This is a genomic window from Planotetraspora thailandica (assembly GCF_016863335.1).
Taxonomy (GTDB): domain Bacteria; phylum Actinomycetota; class Actinomycetes; order Streptosporangiales; family Streptosporangiaceae; genus Planotetraspora; species Planotetraspora thailandica.
Map to the genome: position 1 here is coordinate 57,605 of NZ_BOOR01000031.1, position 24,378 is coordinate 81,982.

General features: G+C 68.9%; 15 protein-coding genes and 1 riboswitch. Of the genes, 9 read left to right on the forward strand and 6 right to left on the reverse strand.

The genetic code is table 11. From position 1 onward, the window contains the following. The first annotated feature begins 103 nt into the window (after positions 1 to 103). Both Pth03_RS21125 and Pth03_RS21130 read left to right on the forward strand, forming a co-directional pair. Positions 104 to 3,358: an amidase family protein gene (locus Pth03_RS21125; protein WP_203946062.1), complete on the forward strand. Its 3,255-nt coding sequence runs from the start codon at positions 104 to 106 to the stop codon at positions 3,356 to 3,358. Between the two features lie 124 nt (positions 3,359 to 3,482). Continuing rightward, positions 3,483 to 3,878, forward strand: coding sequence for an ACT domain-containing protein (locus Pth03_RS21130; protein WP_203946063.1), 396 nt, complete (start codon positions 3,483 to 3,485; stop codon positions 3,876 to 3,878). 92 nt (positions 3,879 to 3,970) lie between these two features. On the opposite strand, the gene Pth03_RS21135 is transcribed toward Pth03_RS21130, so the two are convergent. The 4 genes from Pth03_RS21135 to Pth03_RS21150 form a co-directional block, all read right to left on the reverse strand. Then, complete coding sequence (locus Pth03_RS21135; protein WP_203946064.1) at positions 3,971 to 7,954, reverse strand: Ig-like domain-containing protein; 3,984 nt, start codon at positions 7,952 to 7,954, stop codon at positions 3,971 to 3,973. 345 nt (positions 7,955 to 8,299) lie between these two features. Beyond that, positions 8,300 to 9,031: a glycoside hydrolase family 25 protein gene (locus tag Pth03_RS21140; RefSeq protein WP_203946065.1), complete on the reverse strand. Its 732-nt coding sequence runs from the start codon at positions 9,029 to 9,031 to the stop codon at positions 8,300 to 8,302. Between the two features lie 13 nt (positions 9,032 to 9,044). Further along, positions 9,045 to 9,195: riboswitch (cyclic di-AMP (ydaO/yuaA leader) on the reverse strand. Between the two features lie 222 nt (positions 9,196 to 9,417). Further along, positions 9,418 to 10,437, reverse strand: coding sequence for a substrate-binding domain-containing protein (locus Pth03_RS21145; protein ID WP_203946066.1), 1,020 nt, complete (start codon positions 10,435 to 10,437; stop codon positions 9,418 to 9,420). Next, the gene (locus Pth03_RS21150; RefSeq protein ID WP_203946067.1) at positions 10,421 to 12,865 is read right to left on the reverse strand and encodes a glycoside hydrolase family 3 N-terminal domain-containing protein; all 2,445 of its coding nucleotides are present in this window, start codon (positions 12,863 to 12,865) and stop codon (positions 10,421 to 10,423) included. The genes Pth03_RS21145 and Pth03_RS21150 overlap by 17 nt, the downstream gene beginning before the upstream one ends. A 354-nt stretch (positions 12,866 to 13,219) precedes the next feature. Here Pth03_RS21150 and Pth03_RS21155 point away from each other — a divergent pair, with 354 nt between their 5' ends. From Pth03_RS21155 to Pth03_RS21170, 4 genes are all read left to right on the forward strand, one after another. Next, positions 13,220 to 14,560 (forward strand): extracellular solute-binding protein, encoded by a 1,341-nt coding sequence (locus Pth03_RS21155; protein ID WP_239119234.1) that lies wholly within the window; start codon positions 13,220 to 13,222, stop codon positions 14,558 to 14,560. Then, positions 14,557 to 15,483: a carbohydrate ABC transporter permease gene (locus Pth03_RS21160; protein WP_239119235.1), complete on the forward strand. Its 927-nt coding sequence runs from the start codon at positions 14,557 to 14,559 to the stop codon at positions 15,481 to 15,483. Before Pth03_RS21155 ends, Pth03_RS21160 begins: the two co-directional genes overlap by 4 nt. Before the next feature lie 2 nt (positions 15,484 to 15,485). Beyond that, entirely contained in the window at positions 15,486 to 16,352 is an 867-nt protein-coding gene (locus Pth03_RS21165; protein ID WP_203946068.1) for a carbohydrate ABC transporter permease, read from the forward strand. A gap of 107 nt (positions 16,353 to 16,459) precedes the next feature. After that, positions 16,460 to 17,401, forward strand: a complete 942-nt coding sequence (locus Pth03_RS21170; RefSeq protein WP_203946069.1) for a helix-turn-helix transcriptional regulator — start codon at positions 16,460 to 16,462, stop codon at positions 17,399 to 17,401. Between the two features lie 77 nt (positions 17,402 to 17,478). Here Pth03_RS21170 and Pth03_RS42155 read toward each other — a convergent pair whose 3' ends face one another. After that, entirely contained in the window at positions 17,479 to 17,613 is a 135-nt protein-coding gene (locus Pth03_RS42155; RefSeq protein WP_275413154.1) for a hypothetical protein, read from the reverse strand. Positions 17,614 to 17,752: 139 nt separating this feature from the next. On the opposite strand from Pth03_RS42155, the gene Pth03_RS21175 reads away from it, so the two are divergent. Then, positions 17,753 to 19,402, forward strand: a complete 1,650-nt coding sequence (locus tag Pth03_RS21175; protein WP_239119236.1) for an ABC transporter ATP-binding protein — start codon at positions 17,753 to 17,755, stop codon at positions 19,400 to 19,402. A 31-nt stretch (positions 19,403 to 19,433) separates the two neighbouring features. Here Pth03_RS21175 and Pth03_RS21180 read toward each other — a convergent pair whose 3' ends face one another. Further along, on the reverse strand, positions 19,434 to 20,270 hold the full coding sequence (locus tag Pth03_RS21180) for a class II glutamine amidotransferase (RefSeq protein ID WP_203946070.1): 837 nt from the start codon (positions 20,268 to 20,270) through the stop codon (positions 19,434 to 19,436). A 99-nt stretch (positions 20,271 to 20,369) separates the two neighbouring features. Here Pth03_RS21180 and Pth03_RS21185 point away from each other — a divergent pair, with 99 nt between their 5' ends. Together Pth03_RS21185 and Pth03_RS21190 are read left to right on the forward strand one after the other, a co-directional pair. Beyond that, positions 20,370 to 21,347 (forward strand): aldo/keto reductase, encoded by a 978-nt coding sequence (locus tag Pth03_RS21185; protein WP_203946071.1) that lies wholly within the window; start codon positions 20,370 to 20,372, stop codon positions 21,345 to 21,347. A 394-nt stretch (positions 21,348 to 21,741) separates the two neighbouring features. After that, a complete protein-coding gene (locus tag Pth03_RS21190) occupies positions 21,742 to 24,327 on the forward strand; it encodes a beta-N-acetylhexosaminidase (RefSeq protein WP_203946072.1) in 2,586 nt (861 codons plus the stop codon). The last annotated feature ends 51 nt before the right edge of the window (positions 24,328 to 24,378 follow it).

Consider the following 24,378-nt stretch of genomic DNA (forward strand, 5'->3'; position numbering starts at 1 on the left):
ATTGAAGATCCTTGAGTATCGGCTCGGGAACATGACGGACATCTGGCCGTAACTGATCGTCTATACGGTCGCGTGCATTGCCGGGTTCCTCAAGGAGCACGTGGTGCGAAAAGTCCGTTTCATTCTCCCTGCCCTCCTCGTCGTCACCCTCTCTTTATGCATCCCGCTCACGCCGACGGCCGCGATGGCGAACGGCCACCGGCCTGCCGTACTCAACCTGGAGACGCTCACCGGAGCCCAGGCCGAGGCCCTGATGGCCAAGGGACGGCTCACCTCCGTCGAACTCACCAAGGCCTACATCGCCAGAATCGAGGCGCTGAACAAGCGCGGCCCCGGGCTGAACGCCGTGACGCAGCTCAACAAGGACGCGCTGGAGGAGGCGGCATGGGCCGACCGGCAGCGCGCTAAGGGAAAGGTCCTCGGTCCGGCCCACGGGCTGCCCATTCTTCTGAAAGACCTCGTCGACGTCACCGGCATGTACACCTCGGCCGGCAACTATTCGCTGCGCGATTCCTATCCCGCGACGGACGCCGGCATCACCAAGAAGCTGCGTGAGCACGGCGTCGTCATCCTCGGCAAGGTCGGCCTCTCGGAATACGCCAACAGCTTCGGCAGCCAGCCGTCGGGTTTCAGCAACCTCACCGGGCAGGTCCTCAACGGCATCGACGCCGACCAGAACCCCAGCGGTTCGTCGTCCGGAACGGGCGCGGCCATGGCGGCGGCCATGGCGACGCTGGGCATCGGCACCGAGACGTCGGGCTCGATCATCAGCCCGTCGAGCACGCAGAGCCTCGTCGGGCTGCGCCCGACCGTCGGGCTCGTCCCCGGGTACGGCATCGCGCCCATCAGCGCGTCGCAGGACACGGCGGGCCCGATGGTCCGCAGCGTGTCGGACGCGGCGATGACGCTCGCCTCGATCGCCGGTCCCGACCCGGACGGCGACGCCGAATACCGGGCGATCTTCGGGCCCGACTACCTCAGCACAGGCGTCATCCCGGCGCTGCCCGCGAAGTTGCCGGACTACATGAAGGCGCTCGACCTCGGCTTCGTCAAGGGCAAGAAGGTCGGCTACAACGGCACGCTCACCGACGGCAGCCCGCTCAAGATCGCATATGACGCGCTGACCGCGGCAGGCGCGATCATGGTGCCGCGGCCGACGACCGGCGTCGGCACGCTGCCGAGCCTGCCCACCGGCTACGAGCAGCACAAGACCATCGACGAGTACTACAAGCGGCTCGGCCCGCAGGCGCCGATCAAGTCGCTGGCCGACGAGGTGGCCGACAACCAGGCCAACGCCCAGCAGGCCCTGAAGTTCGGCAACAACAGCCACCTCAACGCGCTGGCCGCCGACATCACCCCCGGCGGGGCCAACGAGATCGCGTACCGGGCCAACCTGCCCGTCCGCAAGGCCGCCTGGCACAAGGCCATCGACGACATGATGACCTACTCCGACTCCGACCCGGCCAAGCCGGCCGACCCCGTCATCGCGGTCCTCGGCAGCGTCCCGAACGGGCCACAGGCCGGCTATCCCTCGATGACGATCCCCATGGGGTACTCCACCACGACGCGCCGCGCGCTCAACGTGCAGATCCACGGCGGCGCGTACGACGAGTACGACCTGATCGGCGTCAGCTACGTCATCGAGCAGGCCACGAAGCTGCGGCAGACGGCCGGCTCGGTGAACCCGAGCATGTACCGCTGCGCGAAGACGGTCCCGGCCGAGCCGTTCGCAGAGCGCGGGCACTGCAACCCCGACTACGACGCGGTCATGCGGGTGCTCGGCCACGCGCCGAAGCCGCTGCCGTTCTCCCTGGAGACCGAGTCGGCGCAGAGCCTGAGCAGTCGGCTCGCCAAGGGCACGCTGACCTCGGAGGACCTGGTCAAGGCCTACCTCTACCGGATCGCGCTGACCAACGCCGAGGGACCGGCCACCCAGGCGGTCCGCTCGATCAACCCGGACGCCCTCAAGGAGGCCCGCGCGCTCGACCGGGAGCGTGACAAGGACAGGAAGGACAGGAAGAAGCGCGGCCCGCTGTTCGGCCTTCCCGTCCTGCTCAACGACGGATTCGACGTGGACGGCATGGCCACGACGGGCGGCTCGATCGCCCTGCAGGACCACAAGCCGTACGGCGACTCCACCGTGGTGGCCAAGCTCAAGGCAGCCGGGGCGATCATCCTCGGCAAGACGAACGTCTCCGAGCTGAACGGCGTCTTCGACGCGAACATGCCGAAGGGCTACTCCTCCCTGGCCGGTCAGGTGCTCCTGCCGTCCGACACCGACAAGACCCCGGCCGGTTCGTCCGGTGGTTCCGCGGCGGCGACGGCGTCGGGGCTGGCGGCGCTCACCGTCGGAATGGAGACCTCGACCGACTCCGCCCAGCTGCTGGCGCCCGCGGACGCGGCGGGCGTCGTCGGGCTGAAGCCGACGGTCGGCCTGGTCAGCCGCGCCGGCGTCCTTCCGGTCGCCCGGTCGCAGGACGCACCTGGGCCGATCACCCGCACCGTGTACGACGCCGCGAGCACGCTCACGGCGATCGCCGGGCCCGACCGGTCCGACCCGGCGACGGCGGGCGCACCCGTGAAGGACTACACCAAGGATCTGTCCACGACCGCGCTCGCGGGGAAGAGGATCGCCGTCGTGGCGAGCACGGCCGCTCCGTACTCCACGATGGTGTCGGCACTCCAGGCGCTGGGGGCCACGACGACCCAGGTGACGGTCGGCACGCCGAGCCCCGACCCGGCGAGCGTCGTGACGCGTGAATTCAAGGGCGACCTGAACGACTACCTGGCCGACGGCAAGCGCGGCCCCGGGGCCCGCTCTCTGCAGGGCGTCATCGACTACAACAACGCCAACCCCGTGGAAGGACTCAAGTACCAGCAGGGCCAGCTGCTGTCCGCCCAGGCCGTCGACCTGTCCGACCCCGCCGTCGGCGCGGCCTACAAGGCCGACCTGGACGCGGGCAAGGCGTCCAACCGGGCGGTGATCGACGGCATCCTCACCAACGGAACGCCCGGCGACACCTCCGACGACTTCGACGCCGTCCTGGTGCCGACCGGCAACGCGCTCGCCGGATACGCCGACCGCGCGGGCTACCCGGCGCTGACGCTCCCCGCGGGGTACGGCGCCACGGCCAGTTCCGCCGGCCACAACCCGATCGGCGTCACCCTCGTCGGCACGGCCTTCAGCGAGCCGGCCCTCCTGGCCGACGGCTACGCGCTCGAGCAGGCCACGAACGTGCGCCTCGCCCCGAGCTACACCAACCCCAGCATGTGGCGGTGCGTGCCCGGCAGCACGTTCTTCACCGGGGAGCTGTGCAACCCCGGCGACCGCCTCCTGGAGTCCCGTCCCCGCCACTGATCCGCACGTGAAGGGAGCTCACGGGCCCGCGCCGTCACACGGCGCGGGCCCGCGTGCTGCGCCCACCCGGCTCCGGACGTCCGGTGGCGCCGGGGATGTCACAGCGCTCTGGTACACACGTCCCATGAGTTCACCCGCTGCCCAGCGCCTGGGCGTCGTGCCGTCCGTGTTCGCCGTCGAGCACCTGCCGCACGCGACGTTCCCCGAGGACGACGAATGGATCGCACTCGTCCGCGCTCCCGAGGGCCTCACCGTCGTGCGCGAGACCTGGCCGTCCGGCTCGGGTGAACGCTGGATCGGGCTGTACGGCGAGGCGAACGCGCACGGCCTGGACGTCCCCGGCATGCTGGCCGCGATCGTCGGGCCGCTGGCCGAGGCGGGCATCTCGGTGTTCGTGGCCTCGACGTTCCACGCCGACCTCGTCCTGGTGCCCGAGCCGAGGATCACGGAGGCCGTCGCCGTACTGGAGAACGCGGGGCATCGGGTCGACACCGGGCACCTGCGCCCGGCCGGCGCCTGAGCGGAAGGCGAAGACGTCCGCCGGCCGCGGCATCGGGGCCACGACCGGCGGACGTCCTGTCTAGTGTCTACACGGTGTCTACACGGTGCCGGTCACTCCGCGGTGACGGTCACCGTGGCGGCCGGGGCGGGCGTGCCCGTCACGTCGTCGGCCTTCGCGGTGAGCGTGTGCTGTCCCGCGGACAGGGCGGCCGGCGAGGTGCAGGTCCACGTGCCGTCGTCCGCGGCGGTGGTCGTGCAGACCGGCGAGCCCTCCGCCGTCACGGTCACCTTCGCGTCCGGCTCGCTCGTTCCCGAGACGACCGGGTTGCCGGTGACGGTGGAACCCGTCTCCGGTGAGGTGATCGTCACCGGCGGGGCGAAGTGGGTGACGTTGGGCACGCCGTCACCGCTGATCTTCACCACGACGCTGTGCACCGTCACCTGGCCTCCGCCGTTGCGGAGCCGGAAGTCGGCGCCCGAGTGCTGCTTGCCGCCGAAGTAGGCGTCGGAGGCGCTGACGGTCGCGGTCTTCCAGGTGTTGGTCCCGGTCAGCGGGATGCCGGCCGTCGACTTGTACGGGTCGGACGAGCCGTTGTCGTAGTGAACCGCGAACGAGCCCGAGCCCTGGTCGTAGTAGGAGATGGTGAACGTGGCCGAGTAGAACCCGGCGTGGGCGATGGAGTCGTCGATGTCGAAGTAGATGTTGCTCTGTGTGCTGGTGCGGGCCGTCAGGCCGCCGATCACCGAGGCGGTCGTCGGCCCGTCGAAGCCACCCGACGGCCTCTCGTCCTCACTCATTCCGTAGGCGTAGTTGGTCGGTCCGACGACCGAGCCGACCACGGCCGTGCCGGGCGGCAGGTCGGACGCGTCGAAGGGAACTCCGGCCGACGCGTCGCTGGTGAGGCCGGTCGTGTCGGCCACCGTGGCGGTGATGGTCTGACGCCCCGGCGTCAGGCCGCCGCTCGGCGCGCAGTTCCAGGCGCCCGAGGCGTTCGCCGTACCGGTGCACAGCGCCGCCGAGCCCTCGTGGACGGTGACCGTCCCGTTCGGGATCGTCGTGCCCGCGATGGAGGAGGCCAGCTTGACCGTCTCGCCGTTACGCGGGGTCGTGATGGCCGGCGCCGGCGGGAAGGCGTGCTGGGTGGGCACCCACGGACCCGTGACGGTCAGACCGGCGCTGTGGACCGTGAACGGGCCGTCGGCGTGCAGCCGCAGGTCCGCTCCCGCGTTCTGCAGCCCGCCGAAGTAGGCGCCACTGAAGGCCACGTCGGCGGTCTTCCACGTGTGGCTGTCGGTGAGCGCGATGCTCCCGGCCACCTGGTACGGCGTACTCGGACCCGCGTCGTACTGCACCGCGATGGAGCCGGTGCCGCTGTCGAAGTACGACACGGCCACCTTCCCGTTGTACGACCCGGTAGCGGCCACGTTGTCGTCGACATCGAAGTACATGTCGCTGCCGCCGCTCCCGGTGCCGGTCGTGCGCGCGGTCAGGCCGCTCACGTCGCCGGCCGTCGTGGAGCCTCCGGCCGAGCCGTTGTCGTCGACCTGGGTCAGGCCGTAGGAGCGGTTGGTGCCGCCGAGGACGGTGCCGACGGTGGCGGTGCCGGCCTGCGCGGTCTTGTCCAGGCCGAGCTGCACGCCGCCCAGGTGCCGTGCCGCGGTCGGCGCGCTCCCGGTCACCTTCGCAAACGGAAGGCCGGTGGTGGGCGCGGACACCTGCTGCACGAGGTACGACTTGCCCTTCTTGACCGGGACATTCAGGATGTCCTGGCTGCCGGACGCCACCACCTTGCGCCCGTTCTTGCCGTCGACGACCTCCACCTGCTGGCCGGGCCAGGGGTTCTTCACCCGCAGCGTGCCGGTCGTCCCCGCCTCGATCGCGGCGGTGACGAGGCGGCCATCCTGCACCTGGACGTCGACCTTGCCGTTGTCCTGGATGTAGACGCTGCCGCTGACGTTCCAGTCGCTCGGCCACGCCGGCGCGAAGCGGATGATGCCGTCGTAGGCCTGCACGAGCGCCTCGTTGACCGCGGCCGCGACGCCGGACTCCTGCTCGATGTACGGCTGGTAGCCGACGGTGTTGCCGAGGTCGGCGAACCCGTTCGGGTACACCTGGTGTCCCTGGGTGATGGAGATCAGGTTGCTGCGCACCTCGGCGGCGTTCTGCAGCCGGGCCGCGTCGATCGCGTCCATCGACCAGTCGTTTCCGCCCTTGTTAGGCCGGTGGGCGTAGCTGCGCTGCTCCAGCGAGAAGAGGTTCTTGTCCTGGTCGCTGATCGTGTTCCAGGGCCACAGGGGCTCCAGCTCGATGTTCTCGCCGTTCCTGCGCTGCGCCGCAGGCTCGTAGGAGATCGCGAGCATGTCGGTGCCGGTGGCGTCCGCGGCGTCCGTCTCGGCTGCGGTGTAGTGCGGGTTCAGCAATGCCGTACGGGTGGCCTGGTCGGTCCGCGGGTACGGCGGGATCTGCGTCAGGGCCTTCCCGACCTGCTGCACCAGCGCGGCGTCGGCCTTCTTGTCGGTGCCGAGCTCCTTGGCGGCCTGCTGGATGATCGGGAAGAGCGCGAGGTCGGCCGCGATGTCGGTGGTCGGGTCGTTGACGGACCACTGGGTCTCGTGCGCGTTGGCGTTGGCGTGCAGCAGGCCGTCGGCGCCGACGGTCTGGTAGTCCAGCAGGAACACGGCGGTGGACTTGATGAAGGGCCAGTACTTCTTCAGCATCGCGCGGTCGCCGGTGGCCTGGTACTGCTGCCACATGTACAGCGCCACCTCGGGCCCGCTGGTGATGTTGAGCGCGTTCCAGTTGGGTGCGCTGGCCTGGCTGCAGCTGCCGTTGCCGTTGATCTCGATGCCGTTGCCGTTGAAGCGCATGGTCTCCGACACGCAGGCGCCGGGCCGGCCGCCCATCGCGAGCTTGGTCCACGCCTCGATGTCGGCCAGGTCGTCGGAGTACATGTCGAAGATCGGCGTATTGAGGTCGTAGTTGCCCGAGCTCATGTTCGCCGAGATCTGCGTGCGCAGGTTCCACAGCCAGTACGCCGAGGGCGTCCAGGTCTGGGTGTCCTTGTTCCAGGCAAACATGTCGGCCTCACCGGCCTGGCTGCCGGGGTAGATGCCCTCCTTCATCGACGCCGCCTCCTCATAGAGGTAGAGCGTGCGCAGGTTCTCGATGTAGGCGGCGCTGCCGTCGGCCGAGTCCATCGTGACCAGGCCGGTGTGCTTCCAGAAGCGGTCCCACCAGCGGTCCTGGGCCTTCAGCAGCTTCGCCTCGCGCACGGTGGCGTCCTTGCCGATCAGCTCGGTCGCGGTCGCGGCGGCGTCGCCGCCGGTCCACCCGGGCGAGGCCACGACCACGCGGAACGTGCCGTCGGCGTGCGGCTTGAAGTTGACCTTCACCTGCGTGGGACTTGCGACCGTGGCCGTCACGTCCCGGCCGCCCGCGGTGATGGCGGCCAGCGAGCCGAACGTCTTCCCGCTGCCGATCGAGGGATTTCCGTCCACCCAGGTCTCGGCGAGGGTGCCGACGGTGCCGGACACCGCGGCCTCCGGCTTGCGGCCCTGCCACAGGTTGATCGTGGCCGTCTGGGCGATGTCGGGGTTCGCGCCGGAGACGTCGACGATCAGCTCGTCCTTCTCGGCCGACACCCACGCCTTCAGCGACATGCCGCCGCCGGACTCGCGGAGCACGCCGTCCGTCAGGTCCAGCAACCCGCTGAAGTCGGCGGCATGCGTGATCACCGACAGGCCCGGGATGTTGAGCTGGCCGGGAGACTTGCGGTCGGGCATGGTGTCGGACCGGTTGAGCTGCGCGGTGAAACCGCCCTGCGCCCATGCCGCCACGCCCAGCGAGCCGTTGCCCAGCGGCATGGACGCGGTCGGTGACACGTTCGGCGATCCGAGCACGAGGTTGGAGCGGCTGACGATCCCGGCCGGGTCGACCTCGAACGTCCCGTGATTCCACGCCGTCGTCGCTTCGGCGGCCGCCTCGGCCGTACCGGTGTTCACGGCGACGAGCCCCGCCAGCGCTGCGAGTAACGCCGACCAGAGTGAGAGGGTGCGCCGGAGCGGGGCCCGGCGGCGACGGGGGGTGATCTGCACGATGCCCTCCAGGGCTGTACGACGCTCGACCAAAGAGGTCGAATCAGTGCTCCGATGAATACGCCGCGTACACGCACAGTTGAGGGGATATGGACACACGTAAGCTGCAGTGCCGCCAGCGAACATCGGATGAATGTCGTTCTAGACCATCGAGAGATCCGATGTAAAGCCCCACGACACACAAAAGTCGCAATCCGGGAACACAGCCGTCACACAGACATAGCTCGCAAGCTGGTCACAGCCCTGCGCCCGGGCGATCCCCGAATCGCGCGGACGCCACATACGCCGGTCCACCGGAAGCAGTTCTCGACCGCATTCCGGTGGACCGGGTTCCCCGTGTCTCCGTCAGTGACGGCCCAGCAGGCGCAACTGCTCCGGGCTCAGGAACGAGACGTTCTGGTCGATCGGGGTGTCGGTGTACTGGTGGATCGTCCAGCTCTTCCAGCCGGCGGGAGGGGCGACGTCACCCTGCGCCCTGCCGTAGTAGGCCACCCACAGCGGGTAGGAGGCCAGGCCTTCACCGTAGGTGTTGGCGAAGTCCCAGTTGCTGTAGAACAGCGGCGTGACGCCGGTCTTCTTCTTCACGTAGGTGAGCCACGTCTTGGCCCAGGAGTTCACCTGGGAGACGGACTGGCCGTCGCTCGTCTCGAGGTCGAGCACCAGGAGATCGCCGCTCTTGGCGGGCTCCGCATTCACCACGGAGAGGAAGTGGTCGGCCTCGGCGATCGGATCATCACTGGGGTGACCGAAGTGGTAGGCGCCGCGCACGATGCCCTTCTTGGCCATCTCCAGCCAGTGCCGGTCGAAGCTCGCGTCGCGGATGTCCAGGCCTTCGGTGGCCTTGACGATGCCGAATTTCGCCGGACTGGCGCTCCAGTTGTAGTCGGGCTCGTAGCTGGATACGTCCGGGCCGTACGTGAACTGGTTGGCGTGGGCCGGACTGGTCGAGACGACGGCGGCCGTGAGGGCCGCCGCGGCGGTGATGGCACCGGCGACGGCGGCGCGTGTGCGCCTGCTGGTGATGCCGAGCCGGTTTTTGCAGGAGAGCATGATCGAGGAGAGGCGATGGGTGGCCATGTAAGGGGTTGACTCCTTGCTTCCATGCCGCCTACCGGGTTAGCTGACGGGTTCGGGCAGGAAGTGCCCTACGAGGCGCGGCCGAGTGGGGGGCGACGCTCCGATTCACCCCGGAAAGGGTGGGTCCCCGGCTCCGCGAGGTGCGGATTCGGCGGCCGCACGCTCCCGGCTGGGCTGGGCCCCTCCGGGACGTACGGTCCGGGCAACGAACTGGCAACGGATACGGGTATGGGAGCCATCGTCTTCCGTGCCATGGCTACTAAAGGTACATACATTACCATAACGGTGTAAATAGGACACCGCAGGATGTTTTGGACCTGTCCTGGGGGAAGCCTCCACCGCCTTCCGAGCCGGCCGGCCACCGAGATGGCCGACCGGCATCGTCATCAGCCCGCCGCGGCCGGTGCGGGGGCGGTCGACCCGCGCACGACGAGCTCCGTGGCGAGCTCGACGTGGTGAGAGTCGATCTTCTCGCCCGCGGCCAGGCGCAGGGCCGTACGCATGGCCACGCTGCCCATCTCCCGCAGGGGCTGGCGCACGGTGGTCAGCGGCGGCGAGCCCATCCGGGCGACCTGGGTATCGTCGAAGCCCACGATGCTGAGGTCCTCGGGGATGCGCAGACCCCGCGCCCGGGCGGCCTCGATGATGCCGAGGGCGGTCTCGTCGCTGCCCGCGAAGATCGCCGTCGGCACCTGCGGCAGGTCGAGGAGCTCCGCGCCCAGCTCCACGCCGTCGTTGTAGAGGAAGTGGCCCTCCCGCACGTAGCCGGGGGTCACGGGCGCCCCCGCGGCCTCCATGGCGGCCCGGTAGCCGTGCATCCGCGCCTGGTTGCAGGCCGCGGTCGCCGGGCCGCCCAGGTAGGCGATGCGGCGGTGGCCGAGGGACAGCAGATGCTGGGTCGCGGAGAGGCCACCCGCGAAGTTGGTCGACCCGACGCTGGTCACGTCGGTGCGCGGCAGGTTGAGCGGGTCGACCACGACAAGCGGCAGGTTGGCCCGCGCCAGCGCGGTCAGCTGCCTGGCGGTCATCTCGGCGGTGACGGCGATCACCGCCCGGCGCCCGACGGAGACCAGGCCGCGGGCCCACGCGGACGTGCGGTCGGCGCCCCTGCGGATGCTGACGACCACCCCGACACCGACCTCGGCCCCCGTGTCGACCGCGCCCTGGATGATCTCGGTGGAGTACGCGTTGATGTCCGCGTCGAATTCCAGTTCGATCGTGGCGCCGCCCGTGGCCTCGCTCCGGCGCGCCACGTAGTCATGCTGCTGGAGCAGCGACTCCACGAGGGACCGGGTGGTCGGCGCGACGTCGCTGCGGCCGTTGAGCACCTTGGAGACGGTGGCGACCGACACCCCGGCCGACGCCGCGACGGTGGCGAGGGTGGCGCGCCTAGGATTGGGCGGCATCTCGTCTCCCATGAACCACCTCCACCGGCGTGACCAGCCGCCGGTCGTGGCCGACCTCACGCAACGGGCCGGTCAACCGTACGGCGCCGCGACACGGCAGGTCGGCCGACGACGTGCCGACGAACACCTCGACGTCTCCGGGCTCGACGATGCGCCGCAGGCCACGGCCCGTGAAGGCGGTCCTGTCGGCGTGCACGAGGAACCGCACCTCGGCCTCGGCACCGGGCTCCAGGTGAACCCGCGCGAAGCCGGCCAGCTGCTTCATCGGCCTCGTGACCTGGGCGACGACGTCGTGCAGGTAAAGCTGGACGACCTCGTCACCCTCCCTCGCCCCCGTGTTGCGGACGCGGACCGACACGGTGAACTCGCCGTCGGTGGGCACCTCGGCGTCGCTGATCCGCAGGCCGTCGACGTCGAAGGCGGTGTACGAGGAGCCGTATCCGAACGGGAACAGCGGGGTCGGGTCGAGGTTGCTGATCCCGTGACTGTTGGAGCCCAGCGGCGGCTGCAGGTAGGTGCCCGGCTGGCCTCCCGGCGTCCGGGGGATCTGCACGGGCAGCTTGCCCCCGGGCTGGACCCGGCCGGAAAGCACGCCGGCGATCGCCGACGCACCCTCCTCGCCCGGCATGAACGCCTGGACCAGGGCGGCCGCCCCGGCGTGCACCTCGCCCAGCGCGTACGGCCGGCCCGAGACGACGACCGCAACGACCGGCGTCCCCGTGGCGGCGAGGTCGGCGAGGAGGTCCGCCTGGACCCCGGGCAGCCGCAGGTCCTCGGCGTCGCAGCCCTCGCCCGAGGTGCCGTGCCCGAACAGGCCGGCGAGGTCGCCCACGACGGCGACGCACAGGTCGGCCTCGCGGGCCGCGCCCACCGCTGCTGCGAAGCCCGAGCGGTCGTCGCCCTGAACGTCGCAGCCCCGCTCGTGGACGATCTCGGCGTCCGGCAGCTCCGCCCGCAGAGCCTCGAGCACCGTCGGGGCGGCGATGCCGAGCCCCAGGCCCGGATGGCGGGGCAGGACGTGGTTGGGGAAGGCGTAGCAGCCCATGAAGGTGCGCGGGTCGTCGGCGGCGGGCCCGACCACGGCGACGCGGCGCGGCGCCGTACGCCCCTCCCCCAGCAGCGGCAGCACGGTGCCGGCGTCGAGCAACACGACGGACCGCTCGGCCATCTCGCGGGCCAGGGCGCGGTTGGACGGCGAGTCCAGGTCGGTGGTGGCGGCCGCCGACACCGAGCCTTCGGGCGTCCAGTCCTCGTCGAGCAGGCCGAGCTGCGCCTTCTGCGTCAGCAGGCGCCGGGCCGCCCGGTCGATCAAGGACTCCGGCACCTCTCCCCGGCGCACCCGCTCGGCCAGGTTCTGGCCGAAACCGAGGGTGTCGGGCAGTTCGACGTCGATGCCCGCGGTGAGCGCCTGGACGCCGGCGTCGTCAGTGTCCGCGGCGACCCCGTGCATCGTGGCGAGGAACGGGACCGCCCAGTAGTCCGAGACGACGGTCCCGGTGAAGCCCCACTCCTCGCGCAGCACCTCGGTCAGCAGCCACGGGTCGGCCCCGGCCGGGACGCCGTCCACGTCGGCGTAGGAGTTCATCACCGAGCGGGCGCCGCCGAGCGCGACGGCCGCCTCGAAGGTCGGGAGGATCATGTCCATGAGCTCGCGTCGGCCCATGGGGACGGGGCCGTGGTTGCGGGCCGCCCGCGACGCGGAGTATCCGGCGAAGTGCTTGAGGGTGGCGATGATCCCGGCGCTCTCCAGGCCCCGGACGTACGCGGCGCCGAGCATCGCGACGAGGTAGGGGTCCTCGCCCATCGTCTCCTCGACCCTGCCCCAGCGATAGTCGCGCACGACGTCCAGGACCGGCGACAGCCCCTGGTGCACGCCCACGGCGCGCATGTCCCGCCCGATGGCGGTGGCCATGCGCTCGACCAGGTCGGGGTCGAACGTCGCTCCCCAGGCGATGGCCGCCGGGAAGACGGTCGCGCCGTAGGTCGTGAATCCGGTGAGGCACTCCTCGTGCACGAGCGCGGGAATGCCGAGACGCGAGCGCCCGATCACCGTGTGCTGCATCCGGATCACCTCCGCGGCGCCCTCCGCCGCGGTCACCGGCGCGCTGCCGAACACGCGGGTCAGGTGCCCCAGACCGAAGCGGGCGGCCTCTTCGAGGGGGATCGTCCCGGACGCCGCGAACACGTCCTGCATCGGCGCGACGTTCAACGCCGCGGAGTCGGGGTCCTCGGCGGCCGGGCCGGCGTCCGGCTCCGCGTCTCCCACCTGCATGTCGTTGCCGACCCATCGGCTGCCGAGCTGGCCGACCTTCTCTTCCAGGGTCATTTCTCCAAGGAGGGCATCGACCCGGTCGGCCACGGAAAGCGCCGGGTCCTGCCACGAGCGGAATACCCGGTCTGACGTGGGGGTCCGATCTAGAGCCGTCATTGCCCGCTCCTTCAAAGGGGTTTCTCTCGCAAAATCTCGAAACCTTTCGGCGCCATGAAGCGGCCTGTGCGCGAGACCTCCTTGACACAAATTGACCAGCTTCACGCCGGTGCGAGCGTACCCCACACGCGCCTCACCGAACCCAGTAAATGCGTGTGAATCAGGGTCTTGACACACCATGTGGCGAAATCTAAATTGACGAGCCCTGCGGTCATGTCGGAAAAGTTTCGAAACGGTAACTCAAGGAGGACCAGAAGAGCGGCATCGGGGGGTGCTGATCCATGACCGCCGGCCGACGCATTCGATGATCAACGAGCCGCGGCCCGCCCCCGGCATTCGAGTACGGAGATCAGCGTGGATTCCAGGAACACATCTCGCCGCACATTCCTCGGCCTCACCATGGGCCTTCCCCTCGGGGCCGCGCTCGCGGCCTGCGGCACCTCGGGCCCGGCCAAGCCAGGTGGAGGCGCCAGCGGCGGTGGCGCCGGCGCCAGCTACTGGTACCTGTCGGTCCAGCCACAGGAGGGCGTGCGCACCAGGGCCGTCGAGCGGTTCAACAAGGCCAACCCCGGCGGCCAGATCACGGGAACCCCCTTCCAGAACGACGCGTACAAGACCAAGATCAAGACGGCGATCGGAGCCGGCCAGGCGCCCACGATCATCTGGGGCTGGGGCGGCGGCACGCTGCGCTCGTACGTGCAGGCCGGACAGGTCGAGGACCTCACCTCGTTCTTCGACCAGAACGCCGCGGTGAAGGACCGGCTGTTCCCCTCCTCGTTCGGCGCCGCGACGATCGACGGCAAGATCTACGCGATGCCGTGCGAGACCGTGCAGCCCATCGTGATGTTCTACAACAAGACGGCGTTCGAGAAGATCGGCGCCGAACCGCCCCAGTCGTGGGGCGACATCATGGACCTGGTCCCCAAGTTCAACAAGGCCGGCATCGCGCCGTTCTCCCTCGGCGGCCAGTCCCGTTGGACGAACATGATGTGGCTGGAGTTCCTCCTCGACCGCATCGGCGGCACCGAGGTGTTCCAGGCGGTGTTCGACGGCGAGAAGAACGCCTGGTCCAACCCCGCCGTCCTCGACATGCTGACCAAGGTGCAGGAGCTCGTCAAAGCGAACGGGTTCATCAAGGGCTTCTCCTCGATCACCGCCGACTCCAACGCCGACCAGGCCCTGCTGTACACCGGTAAGGCCGCGATGATGCTGCACGGCACCTGGACGTACGGCGGCATGTCTCAGGACGGCGGCGACTTCGTCCCGGGCGGCCACCTCGGCTACATCAACTTCCCGCCGGTCGACGGCGGCAAGGGCGACCCGAGCAACACCGTCGGCAACCCCGGCCAGTACCTGTCGATCTCCTCCAAGGCGACGCCCGAGCAGAAGGAGATCGCCAAGAAGTTCTTCGCCCAAGGCGTGCTCACCGACCAGGAAGCGAAGGAATGGGTCGACACGGGCGGCGTGCCGATCCTCAAGGGCGCCAACTCGGCGTGGGCCGGCTCCAAGGACGCCGAATTCCTGGACTTCGTCTACGGCATCGCGAGCAACGCCAAGGTCTTCGCCCAGTCCTGGGACCAGGCGCTCAGCCCGACGGCCGCCGAGGTGCTGCTGGACAACATCTCCAAGCTGTTCCAGCTGTCGGTCTCGCCGCAGCAGTGGGTGGACAACATGAACGCGGTCATCGGCCAGTGATCACGCAGGCGACCTCCGCCCAGCGGAGGACGCCGCCGGCGGCCACGGGAGGGGCCCGCAACGGGTACCTCTCGTGGCTGGCCGTGCCGGCGTTGCTCATCTTCATCGGCTTCGGGGTGATCCCCCTCGTCGGGGTCCTTTTTCTCAGCTTCACCTCGTGGGACGGTCTCGGCGAGATCCACCTGTCGGGCCTCACGAGTTGGCAGTCCGTGCTCTCCGACCCCGGGCTGCCGCACGCGCTGTGGATCACCTTCCTGGTGATGGCCGCGTCCTGGGGGTTCCAGACGCCGCTCAGCATCCTGATCGGCGTGTTCCTGGCCGGGCAACAGCGCTACCGCGCGGTGCTCGCGGTGGTGTTCTTCATCCCGCTGCTGCTCAGCCAGGCGGCCATCGCCATCGCGTACAAGGCGCTGCTCGATCCGAACTTCGGGCTCGGCGCGGGGCTGCACATCGACCTGCTCGTGCAGGACTGGCTCGGCAGGCCCGTCCTCGCCTTCAGCGTCGTGATCTTCGTGGTGTCGTGGCAGTTCATCCCGTTCCACTCGCTGATCTACCAGGGCGGCGTGCGGCAGATTCCACGCACCATGTACGAGGCCGCGGAGATGGACGGCGCGGGGCGGGTGCGCAAGTTCTTCAGCATCACGCTGCCGCAGCTCAAGTACACGATCATCACCTCCTCCACGCTCATGGTCGTCGGATCGCTCACCTTCTTCGATCTGATCTTCGTGCTGACCGCGGGCGGTCCCGGCGACGCCACCCGGGTGCTCGCCCTGGACATGTACAAGCGCGGGTTCCAGGCCAATCTCATGGGACCGGCGAGCGCGATCGCCGTCATCCTCGTGCTCGTGGGCCTCGCCCTGGCGCTGCTGCTGCGCCGGCTCGGCGGCCGTGACCCCCAGGCCAGCCAGATGGAAGGGGCGTGACCATGGACGTGACCCAGGCCGGAACGCACCGGCGCGTGAACGGCACGCGGGGGGAGCGGCCCAACTGGCTGGGCGGTCTCGTGAGCCTGCTGTGGCTGGCGGTCGTGATCATTCCGATCTACTGGATCGTGATCACCAGCTTCAAGGCGCAGAGCAGCTACTACGCGACAAACCCGCTGGCACCGCCCACCGAACCGACCCTGGCCAACTATCGAATGGTCATCGAGTCGGACTTCCCGCTCTACTTCCTCAACAGCCTCATCGTCACCATCGGCGCGGTCGTCCCGGCGGTCGCGTTCTCGTTCATGGCGGCTTACGCCGTCGTCCGGGGCGGCACCGGCCGCTTCCTGCGCGGGGTCAACTCGCTGTTCCTCATGGGGCTGGCCATTCCGCTGCAGGCGACCATCATCCCGGTCTACCTGATCATCATCAGGCTGCATCTCTACGACTCGCTGCTTGGGCTGATCCTGCCGTCGATCGCGTTCGCGATCCCGCTGTCCGTGCTGGTCCTGTCCAACTTCATCCGCGACGTGCCCAAGGAACTGTTCGAGTCGATGCGGCTGGACGGCGCGAGCGAGTGGATGACGCTCTGGCGTCTGGCGTTCCCGCTGACCCGGCCGGCGGTGGTGACCGTGACGATCTACAACGCGCTCCAGATCTGGAACGGGTTCCTGCTGCCGCTCATCCTCACGCAGAGCCCGGACAAACGCACCCTGCCGCTCGCGCTGTGGAGCTTCCAGGGGCAGTACAGCGTGAACGTGCCGGCCGTGCTCGCCTCCGTCGTCCTCACCACGCTGCCCATCCTGATCCTCTACGTGGTCGGCCGGCGTCAGCTGATCAGCGGCCTGACGGTGGGATTCAGCAAGTGACCGTGCCACCGGCCATCCGTACCCGGATGGCCGGTCGGGGGATCTGATCGGCGGCTTCTCCTCGGCCCCGAGCACGCCAAACACGACATAACTCGCATAATGGACATATGGACCGGGCTGGGGATCTCGGGGAATTCCTTCGCTCCCGCCGGGGCCGCCTCGCTCCCGAGGCGGACGACACGACAGCCGAGGGCCGCCGACGCGTGCCGGGACTGCGCCGCGAAGAGGTGGCCCGGCTGGCCGGCGTCAGCCTGGAGTACTACACCTGGCTGGAACAGGGCCGCAGCAAGAACGCCTCTCCTGCGATCCTCGACGCGATCGCCCGCGCGCTGCGACTCGACGAGGCCGAGCGCGACCACCTGTTCACTCTGGCAACTCCCGCGTTCCGTCCCGTCCGCGACCGCATGGGGTCCGCGCAGCCGGTGCCGCCGGGTGCCCGCGACCTGCTCGACGCGCTGGGGCCCTGCGGCGTCCCCGCGTGCGTAATCAGCCAGCGCATGGACGTCCTGAGCGCGACCCGGTCGTTCATGGCCCTCCAAACATGGGCGGACGGCAAGCCGGCGCGGGACCGCAACCTGGCGAGGTTCTGCTTCCTCGACCCCCGGTCCCGCGACCTTTATCTCGACTGGGACCACGCGGCCGCCAACATCACCGCCATGCTCCGTTTCGCCGCCGGACGCCACCCCGGCGACGTCGAGCTCGACGGGCTGATCCGGGAATTGCAGCAGTCCGACGACTTCAGGAGGGTCTGGGCCGCTCACCACGTGTTCGAGCACAGCTCGGGGACGAGGCGCTACCACCATCCGATCGCCGGCGACTTCGTTCTCAACCACCAGATTCTGCGGCTACCCACGGAGCCCGAGCAGTTCCTGCACCTGTTCACCGCCCCACAGGGATCGCCGTCCGCCGCCGCCCTGGCGATGCTCGCCACATGGGCCGGCCCCCAGGAATCGCCGGTGACGTCGCGACGATACGCGCGAACCGGCCGATTTAGGTGGCAGAAGAGCACCCACCCTCCCAAGTGGCGATTTATCCCCTTCTGGGTTTAATGTCGAAATTGGGCATGTAAGAGAAATATGCCAAAGGGAGGGATCGATGAATTTAAACAGGATCTTCCCAATGGGCCTCAGCCCGTCTGAAGCGGACAGCTGGGGTTGTTGCAGGCGGCGTCGGAGACGTCGCTTCCGCCGGTGGCGCCGCTGGCGCAGGCGCTGGTGGTGGTGAACACACCGGCACGACCGGATAGGAGCCGGCGGGTCACCCGTCGGCTCCCTTCCTTCGCACGTTCTCCGGAGGACGCTTCCGGCTCGTACGCCCTTCCGGTCGCACCCTTTGTGTCCATCCGTACGAGCTTTCAGCGGTTCTGGCCCTATACCCGCGGGCTGCGCTGGCTGCTGGTCGTGAGCGTTGCCACTGCGGTCGTGGCCGCGGCCTGCGAAGTCGCCGCGATCCGGCTGTTCGGGCTCATCACCGACGAGGTCCTCAGCAGGCAGGACCTCGGCGCGTTCTGGACGCCCGCCCTGGTCTGGCTCGGCCTCGCGGCCGTCGCCGCCGTGGCGTCGTTCGCGGGCTCCTACGGCGCGGCCGTCGTCGGGGAACGTTTCCTGCTGCGGCTGCGCGACAACGTGTTCGAGCACCTCCAGACGCTGACCCCCGACTTCTTCGAGAACCGCCGGCTGGGCGACCTGATGGCCCGGCTGACCGACGACGTCGAGGCCATCGAGGAACTCGTGGGCTCCGGCCTGATCCGGCTGGTCACCGCGCTGATCAGCTCGGTCTTCTTCGCCGCCGCCGCCATCTACATCAGGTGGGACCTCGCGCTGGTGACGTTCGCGATGGTCCCTGCGTTCCTCGTGATGGCCAAGGTGTTCGCGGGGCGCTTCAGGCACGCGGCGGCGCGGGAGCGCTTCAGCAACGGCCTCATGAACAGCACCATCGAGGAGGCCCTGTCGAACCAGTCACTCGTGCAGTCCTACAACCGCCAGGACGCCGAGGCCCGGCGCCTGCATGAGGCCGGCCGTGGGTGGCTGTTCGCCAATCTCTCCCAGGCGCGCTTGTCCGCCCTGTACGGTCCGACCGCACAGGTGATCGAGACCTGCTGCCTGCTCGTGATCATCGGGGTCGGGGCGTGGGAGATCGCGGCGGGCCGGCTCACCATCGGCGGGCTGCTGGCATTCGCCGCCTACCTGGCCTACCTGTATCCGGCCGTCCAGCAGCTCGGGGAGGTCGCGCTCACCGTCTCGGAGGCCGCCGCGGGCTCCGACCGCATCATGGAGGTGCTCCAGGCCCGTCCCGCCGTCACCGACAGGCGCGACCTCCGCCCGGTCGCCCCCAGTTCCCGGGGCCACATCGAGTTCCTCGACGTCGGCTTCACCTATCCCACCAGGAATCGGCCGACGCTGAGCGGCCTGTCGTTCAGCGCCCTGCCCGGCGAGCTGATCGTGTGCACCGGCCCGAGCGGCGCGGGCAAGTCGACCGTCGCCAAGCTGCTGATGCGGTTCTACGACCCCACCGCGGGGCGCATCCTGCTCGACGGCACGGACATCCGCGACCTGCCGCGTCACGTGCTACGCGACCGCATCACCCTTCTCCAGCAGGAGAACCTGCTCTTCTCGGGGACCGTGCGCGACAACATCGCCTACGGCCGGCCCGGAGCGCGCCAGGCCGAGATCGTGGAGGCAGCGGTCGCGGCCGGCGCGCACGACTTCATCCGGGCACTTCCGCTCGGCTACGACACGCCCATCGGTCAGCGGGGGCGGCTGCTGTCCGGCGGCCAGCGGCAGCGGATCGCCATCGCCCGCGCCCTCGTGCGGGACGCCCCCGTGCTGGTCCTGGACGAGCCGATGACCGGGCTCGACGAGCCGACGGCGGCACGGATCATGGAACCGCTCCGCAGGCTGATGTCGGGACGCACCACCATCCTCATCACCCACGACCCCCGCCTCGTGCCTGAGGCGGTCCAGAAGGTGACGCTCGAAGCCCCCAAAGGCTCTGGACGAATCCGGCTCCGGATTTCCCGGCGTCATGCCAGGTCATTGCGCAGTGCATGAACACATTCCGGAATTTCGCTTTAATTTCCCATCACTTCGGAAATTTTGGATAGAAAGGATGCATTTCGAACACTTCATGCTCGATCACGGTGTATGTCGACTCCGGAACCTCGATCCAGATGTCGGGCATATCGCGCAGAGGTTCGGACACGACGACCCGCGCGTCCTCGGCCAACTCCATGGTCTCGAACATTTCGGGGTGCAACTCCCGCAGACACTGGGTGGTGGTGCTGTGGAAGAGCGACCGTGAACGGCGCTCGGTGGAGTAGCGGAACGCCCACAGCCGCTCGCCGTCCGATGTCGCCACCGTCATCTGGACCGGATGCTCCACGCCGTACGCTCGCCCCGTCTTCTCCACGAGACCGACCATCCGCTCCACCGCTGTCGGCGGATCTTCGGACAACCCGAAGGTGAGCGCCAGGAAGAACATGACCTCCGAGTCCGTGGACCCCTCGATCGACGGATACAGCTCCGGGTGGACGGCCATCACGAGATCGCGCTTGAGGCGGCTGAAATCGGCGATCGCGCCGTTGTGCACCCACAGCCACCTGCCGTATCGGAACGGGTGGCAGTTCGTCTGCTGCACGGGCGTGCCCGACGACGCCCGCACGTGCGCCATGAACAGCGGCGACCGCACATGGCGCGCGAGCTCGCGCAGGTTGCGGTCGCCCCAGGCAGGCTTGGTGTCCTTGAACACCGCGGGTGCGAGCTCGCCGTCGCCGTAGTAGCCGACCCCGAATCCGTCGCCGTTGACCGTCTCCGCGCCGAGCGTGGCACGGAGGCTCTGGTCGATCAGCGAGTGCTCCGGCCCGTAGATCAGCTTCTCCAAATGGATCGGCGCGCCGGAATAGGCCAGCCAACGGCACATATGTGGTGTTTACCCCGGACAACACCCGCGGAACTGGACACCCTCACTGACACCCGCCTCCCTATCCTGATCAAGCAAGGCGTCGAGATGGGAGCACGTATGGAACACGTTCGGTTGGGGACCTCGGGGCTGCAGGTTTCGAAGGTGGTGCTCGGATGCATGAGCTTCGGAGATCCGGAGCGGGGCTCCCACGCATGGTCGCTCGGCCTCGACGAGGCCAGGCCGTTCATTCGGCAGGCGATCGAGTCGGGCATCACCACCTTTGACACCGCCAACGTCTACTCGGCCGGGGCCAGTGAGGAGATCACCGGAAAGCTGCTGGGGGAATTCGCCAGGCGCGACGAGGTGCTGATCGCCACGAAGGTCTATGGCCGGATGGGTCCGGGGCCGAACGGGAGCGGCCTTTCCCGCACCGCGATCCTCACTCAGGTCGAGGCGAGCCTGCGGCGCCTGAACACGGATTACATCGATCTTTACCAGATCCATCGCTATGACCCGAATGCGCCGATCGAGGAGACGATGGAGGCGCTCCACGACCTCGTCCGAGCGGGAAAGGTCCGCTACATCGGCGCCTCCTCGATGTGGACCTGGCAGTTCGCGCAGGCGCAGTACGTCGCGGATCTTCATGGCTGGACCCGGTTCGTGTCGATGCAGAACCAGTACAACCTGATCATGCGAGAAGAAGAGCGGGAGATGCTCCCGTTCTGTCTCGACGAGAGTGTCGGCGTGCTGCCGTGGAGCCCGCTGGCGCGCGGGCGCCTCACCCGAGACTGGGACGCCACGACGAGGCGGAGCGAGAGCGATCAGTTCGGGAGCAGGCTCTACCGGCAGGCGGAGGAGTCCGACCGGAGGATCGCCGACGCGGTCGGCGCCATCGCAAAGGGGCGAGGAGTGCCTCGCGCCCAGGTCGCACTGGCCTGGCTGCACCATCAGCCGGCGGTCACCGCGCCGATCGTCGGCGTGACGAAGATCGAGCATCTCGCCGATGCCGTCGCCTCGGTCGACCTGCGACTCGACGCCGAGGAACTCGCGCGACTCGAGGAGAACTACGCGCCCCACGCCCCCGAGGGCTTCTGACGAGCCGAATCCCCGAAACGGATGAGTGATGCTCCCGACCTGCGGGAGCATCACTCCCGTCCCTGGTATAGACCGGACATTCACCCCACGGCCGGGTGTTGTTGCGAATCTGATACATGGCGGTATAGACCAAACTTTGCCTTCTGTTTACCCTGGCTCAAGATCCAGACGTAAGGGATCTATCGACCGTCCTGGCCCAGACCCGGTATAGACCAGTCACCACAATCGAGGAACAACGAGGACCGCCGGGACGGCCGGCTCCTGTGTGACTCCCCCGACACCGATCAGGACGCTGCACGCGTGTGCAGCGTCGTACGGGCATGCCCGGCATCCCCCGCGATGCCTGGACCGCCCGTACTGGAGGCATGCCGCACCCCCCGATCCAAGGAGTGACGTGAAGATCTCGTTCCTGGCGCACAAGCAGAGAGGAAACCGTGGCAGACGGCCTGTGGCCCACGCGGTCGCCGCTCTGGCAGTCTGTGCGCTCCTCTCCTCCTCCCTCACCGGCGCCGTGGCCGCCGCCGCTCACGCCGACACGGTCTCGACCACACCCGCATCGCCCCAGATCGTCCCCCTCCCGGTTTCGACGACCACCACGGCGGACGGCTTCACGCTCGGCCCCGATGCCCGCATCGTGGTCGACGACGCCTCCTCCGTCGGGGTCGCCGACCAGCTGGCGGCGGTCCTGCGCCCCTCCACCGGCTACGCTCTGCCGGTTTCGCAGGGCTCCGCCGCGAGCGGCGACATCTCCCTGGTCGTGGGTGATCCAGGAGTTCCGGCGGCCGAGGGCTACGAACTGGACGTCACGCACAGCGGAATCACCATCACCGCGGCGGGCGGGCACGGTCTGTTCAACGGCGTGCAGACGCTCCGGCAGTTGTTCCCCGTCTGGATCGAGAGCAGGACTCCGCAGCCGGCCACCTGGGCCGTGCCCGGGGTGCACATCTCCGACTACCCGCGTTACGGCTACCGCGGGGCGATGCTCGACATCGGCCGGCACTACGAGCCGGTCTCGGTGGTCAAGACCTACATCGACGAGATCGCCGCGTACAAGGTGAACACGCTTCACCTGCACCTCAGCGACGACCAGGGCTTCCGCATCGCCATCAACGGCCGCCCCGAGCTCACCGACATCGGCAGCCAGTACTCCGGCGGCACGAGCAGGGCGTCCGACGGGACGACGAACGCGGACCCGGGCGGCTTCTGGACCCAGGCGGACTACGTCGACGTCGTGAACTACGCCGCGTCGCGTTTCATCACGGTCGTGCCGGAGATCGACAGCCCCGGGCACAACAACGCGATCATCATGTCGTACGCCTCGGCCGAGGCACAGGCGTACAAGGGCGGCTCGATCTACGACCCGAGCATCAACTGCAGCAACAAGAAGCCGCCGGTCTGGAACCTCAGCAACGCGGTAAACTACAGCGCCCTGTGCCCGGACAGTCCGTTGACCTGGCAGATCACCCAGGACATCGTCGAGCAGCTGTCCGCCCTGACCCCGGGGCCGTACTACCACATGGGCGGTGACGAGGTCTCGACCGCGCTTCTGTCGACCACCCAGTATCAGGACTTCATCACCCGCGAGTCCAAGATCGTGAAGGCCCAGGGCAAGATCGCGATGGGCTGGAACGAGATCGGCGAGGCACCCTTCGGGACCGACCCGGAGATGCCGCAGGGTGTCGTGCAGTACTGGGGCACCTCCCCCAACGGGTCGGGCGGCGACTCGGCCCGCACGGCGGTGCGCAAGGGCATGAAGATCGTCATGTCGCCGGCCAACAAGACCTACCTGGACATGAAGTACACCTCGAGCACGCCGCTCGGGACCACGTGGGCATGCACCTGCGACAACGACGTCTTCTACAACTGGGAGCCGAGCACGCTCATCCCGGCGCGCACCGTGTCCGGCACGACGCTGCCCGCGGTGACGGACGCCGACATCATCGGCGTCGAGGCGCCGCTGTGGACGGAGACCGTCAAGAACCTCGCCCAGATCGAGTTCATGGCCTTCCCCCGTCTCACGGCGATCGCGGAGATCGGGTGGTCCCCGAAGGCGGGCCCCGACCACCCCGACCGCACCCTGGCCTCCTTCAAGGTGCGTGACGCCGCTCAGGGCGGGCGCTGGCAGGCGCGCAACCAGAACTTCTACGCCTCGGCCAACGTGCCCTGGGGTCTGGATCTGGTCGCCGGCGACACGACGCTGAACGACCGGAACACGATCAGTGGGCCGTTGGCGACCCTGGCCGCTCCCGGCAAGACGCTCGGTGCGCTGTCGGCGACCATCGAATGGGGTGACGGCACCAGCTCGGCCGGCACGCTGAGCGGCAGAGAGGCCACCAACCAGACCGTCAACGGCCTGTACACGATCAGCGGTGATCACACGTACGGCGGGGCCGGTCTGTACGAGGCGAAGGTGACCGTGACGAGCGGCGCCACCACCGTGGTCGCGGGCTTCACCGTCAGGGCGACCGGTGTGCCCTCGTGCACGACGACCGTCACCGGGCGCCACTCCGGACCGTTGACCGTCTCCTCGGGGGTCACCTGCCTGGACGGCGCGACGGTCACGGGACCCGTGACCGTGCGGAAGGGCGCCGGGCTGTACGCGTCCGGTTCCCGGCTGGACGGCCCGCTGACGGCGGCCGGAGCCGTCGACGTTCTGCTGTGCGACACCACCGTGTCCGGACCGGCCACGCTGACCGGCGGGGTGCGGGCCTGGCTCGGCAACGGGAACGGGGGCTGCGCAACGGCCACGGTCAAGGGCCCGGTGACGGTCACCGGCACGACGGGCCAGGTGGTCATCGACGGCTCGACGGTGAGCGGGCCGCTCGTCGTGCAGAACAACACGGTGCCGGCGGCGCCGATCGTCGCGGGCAACAACGTCGGCGGGCCGCTGTCGTGCACGGGGAACACCCCCGCGCCGAGCGACGACGGCAGGCCCAACACCGCGTCCGGCCCGAAGGCCGGCCAGTGCGCCGCTCTCTAGGATGACCGGCGGCCCCGCGAGGAACGCGGGGCCGCTCCGGCCGTGTACGTC

Excerpts from the sequence above, each read along its gene's own strand:
- Pth03_RS21130 (WP_203946063.1), top strand. The coding sequence starts at position 3,483 with ATGAGTTCACCCGCTGCCCAGCGCCTGGGCGTCGTGCCGTCCGTGTTC.
- Pth03_RS21140 (WP_203946065.1), bottom strand. The coding sequence starts at position 9,031 with ATGGCCACCCATCGCCTCTCCTCGATCATGCTCTCCTGCAAAAACCGG.
- Pth03_RS21145 (WP_203946066.1), bottom strand. The coding sequence starts at position 10,437 with ATGCCGCCCAATCCTAGGCGCGCCACCCTCGCCACCGTCGCGGCGTCG.
- Pth03_RS21150 (WP_203946067.1), bottom strand. The coding sequence starts at position 12,865 with ATGACGGCTCTAGATCGGACCCCCACGTCAGACCGGGTATTCCGCTCG.
- Pth03_RS21165 (WP_203946068.1), top strand. The coding sequence starts at position 15,486 with ATGGACGTGACCCAGGCCGGAACGCACCGGCGCGTGAACGGCACGCGG.
- Pth03_RS21170 (WP_203946069.1), top strand. The coding sequence starts at position 16,460 with ATGGACCGGGCTGGGGATCTCGGGGAATTCCTTCGCTCCCGCCGGGGC.
- Pth03_RS21180 (WP_203946070.1), bottom strand. The coding sequence starts at position 20,270 with ATGTGCCGTTGGCTGGCCTATTCCGGCGCGCCGATCCATTTGGAGAAG.
- Pth03_RS21185 (WP_203946071.1), top strand. The coding sequence starts at position 20,370 with ATGGAACACGTTCGGTTGGGGACCTCGGGGCTGCAGGTTTCGAAGGTG.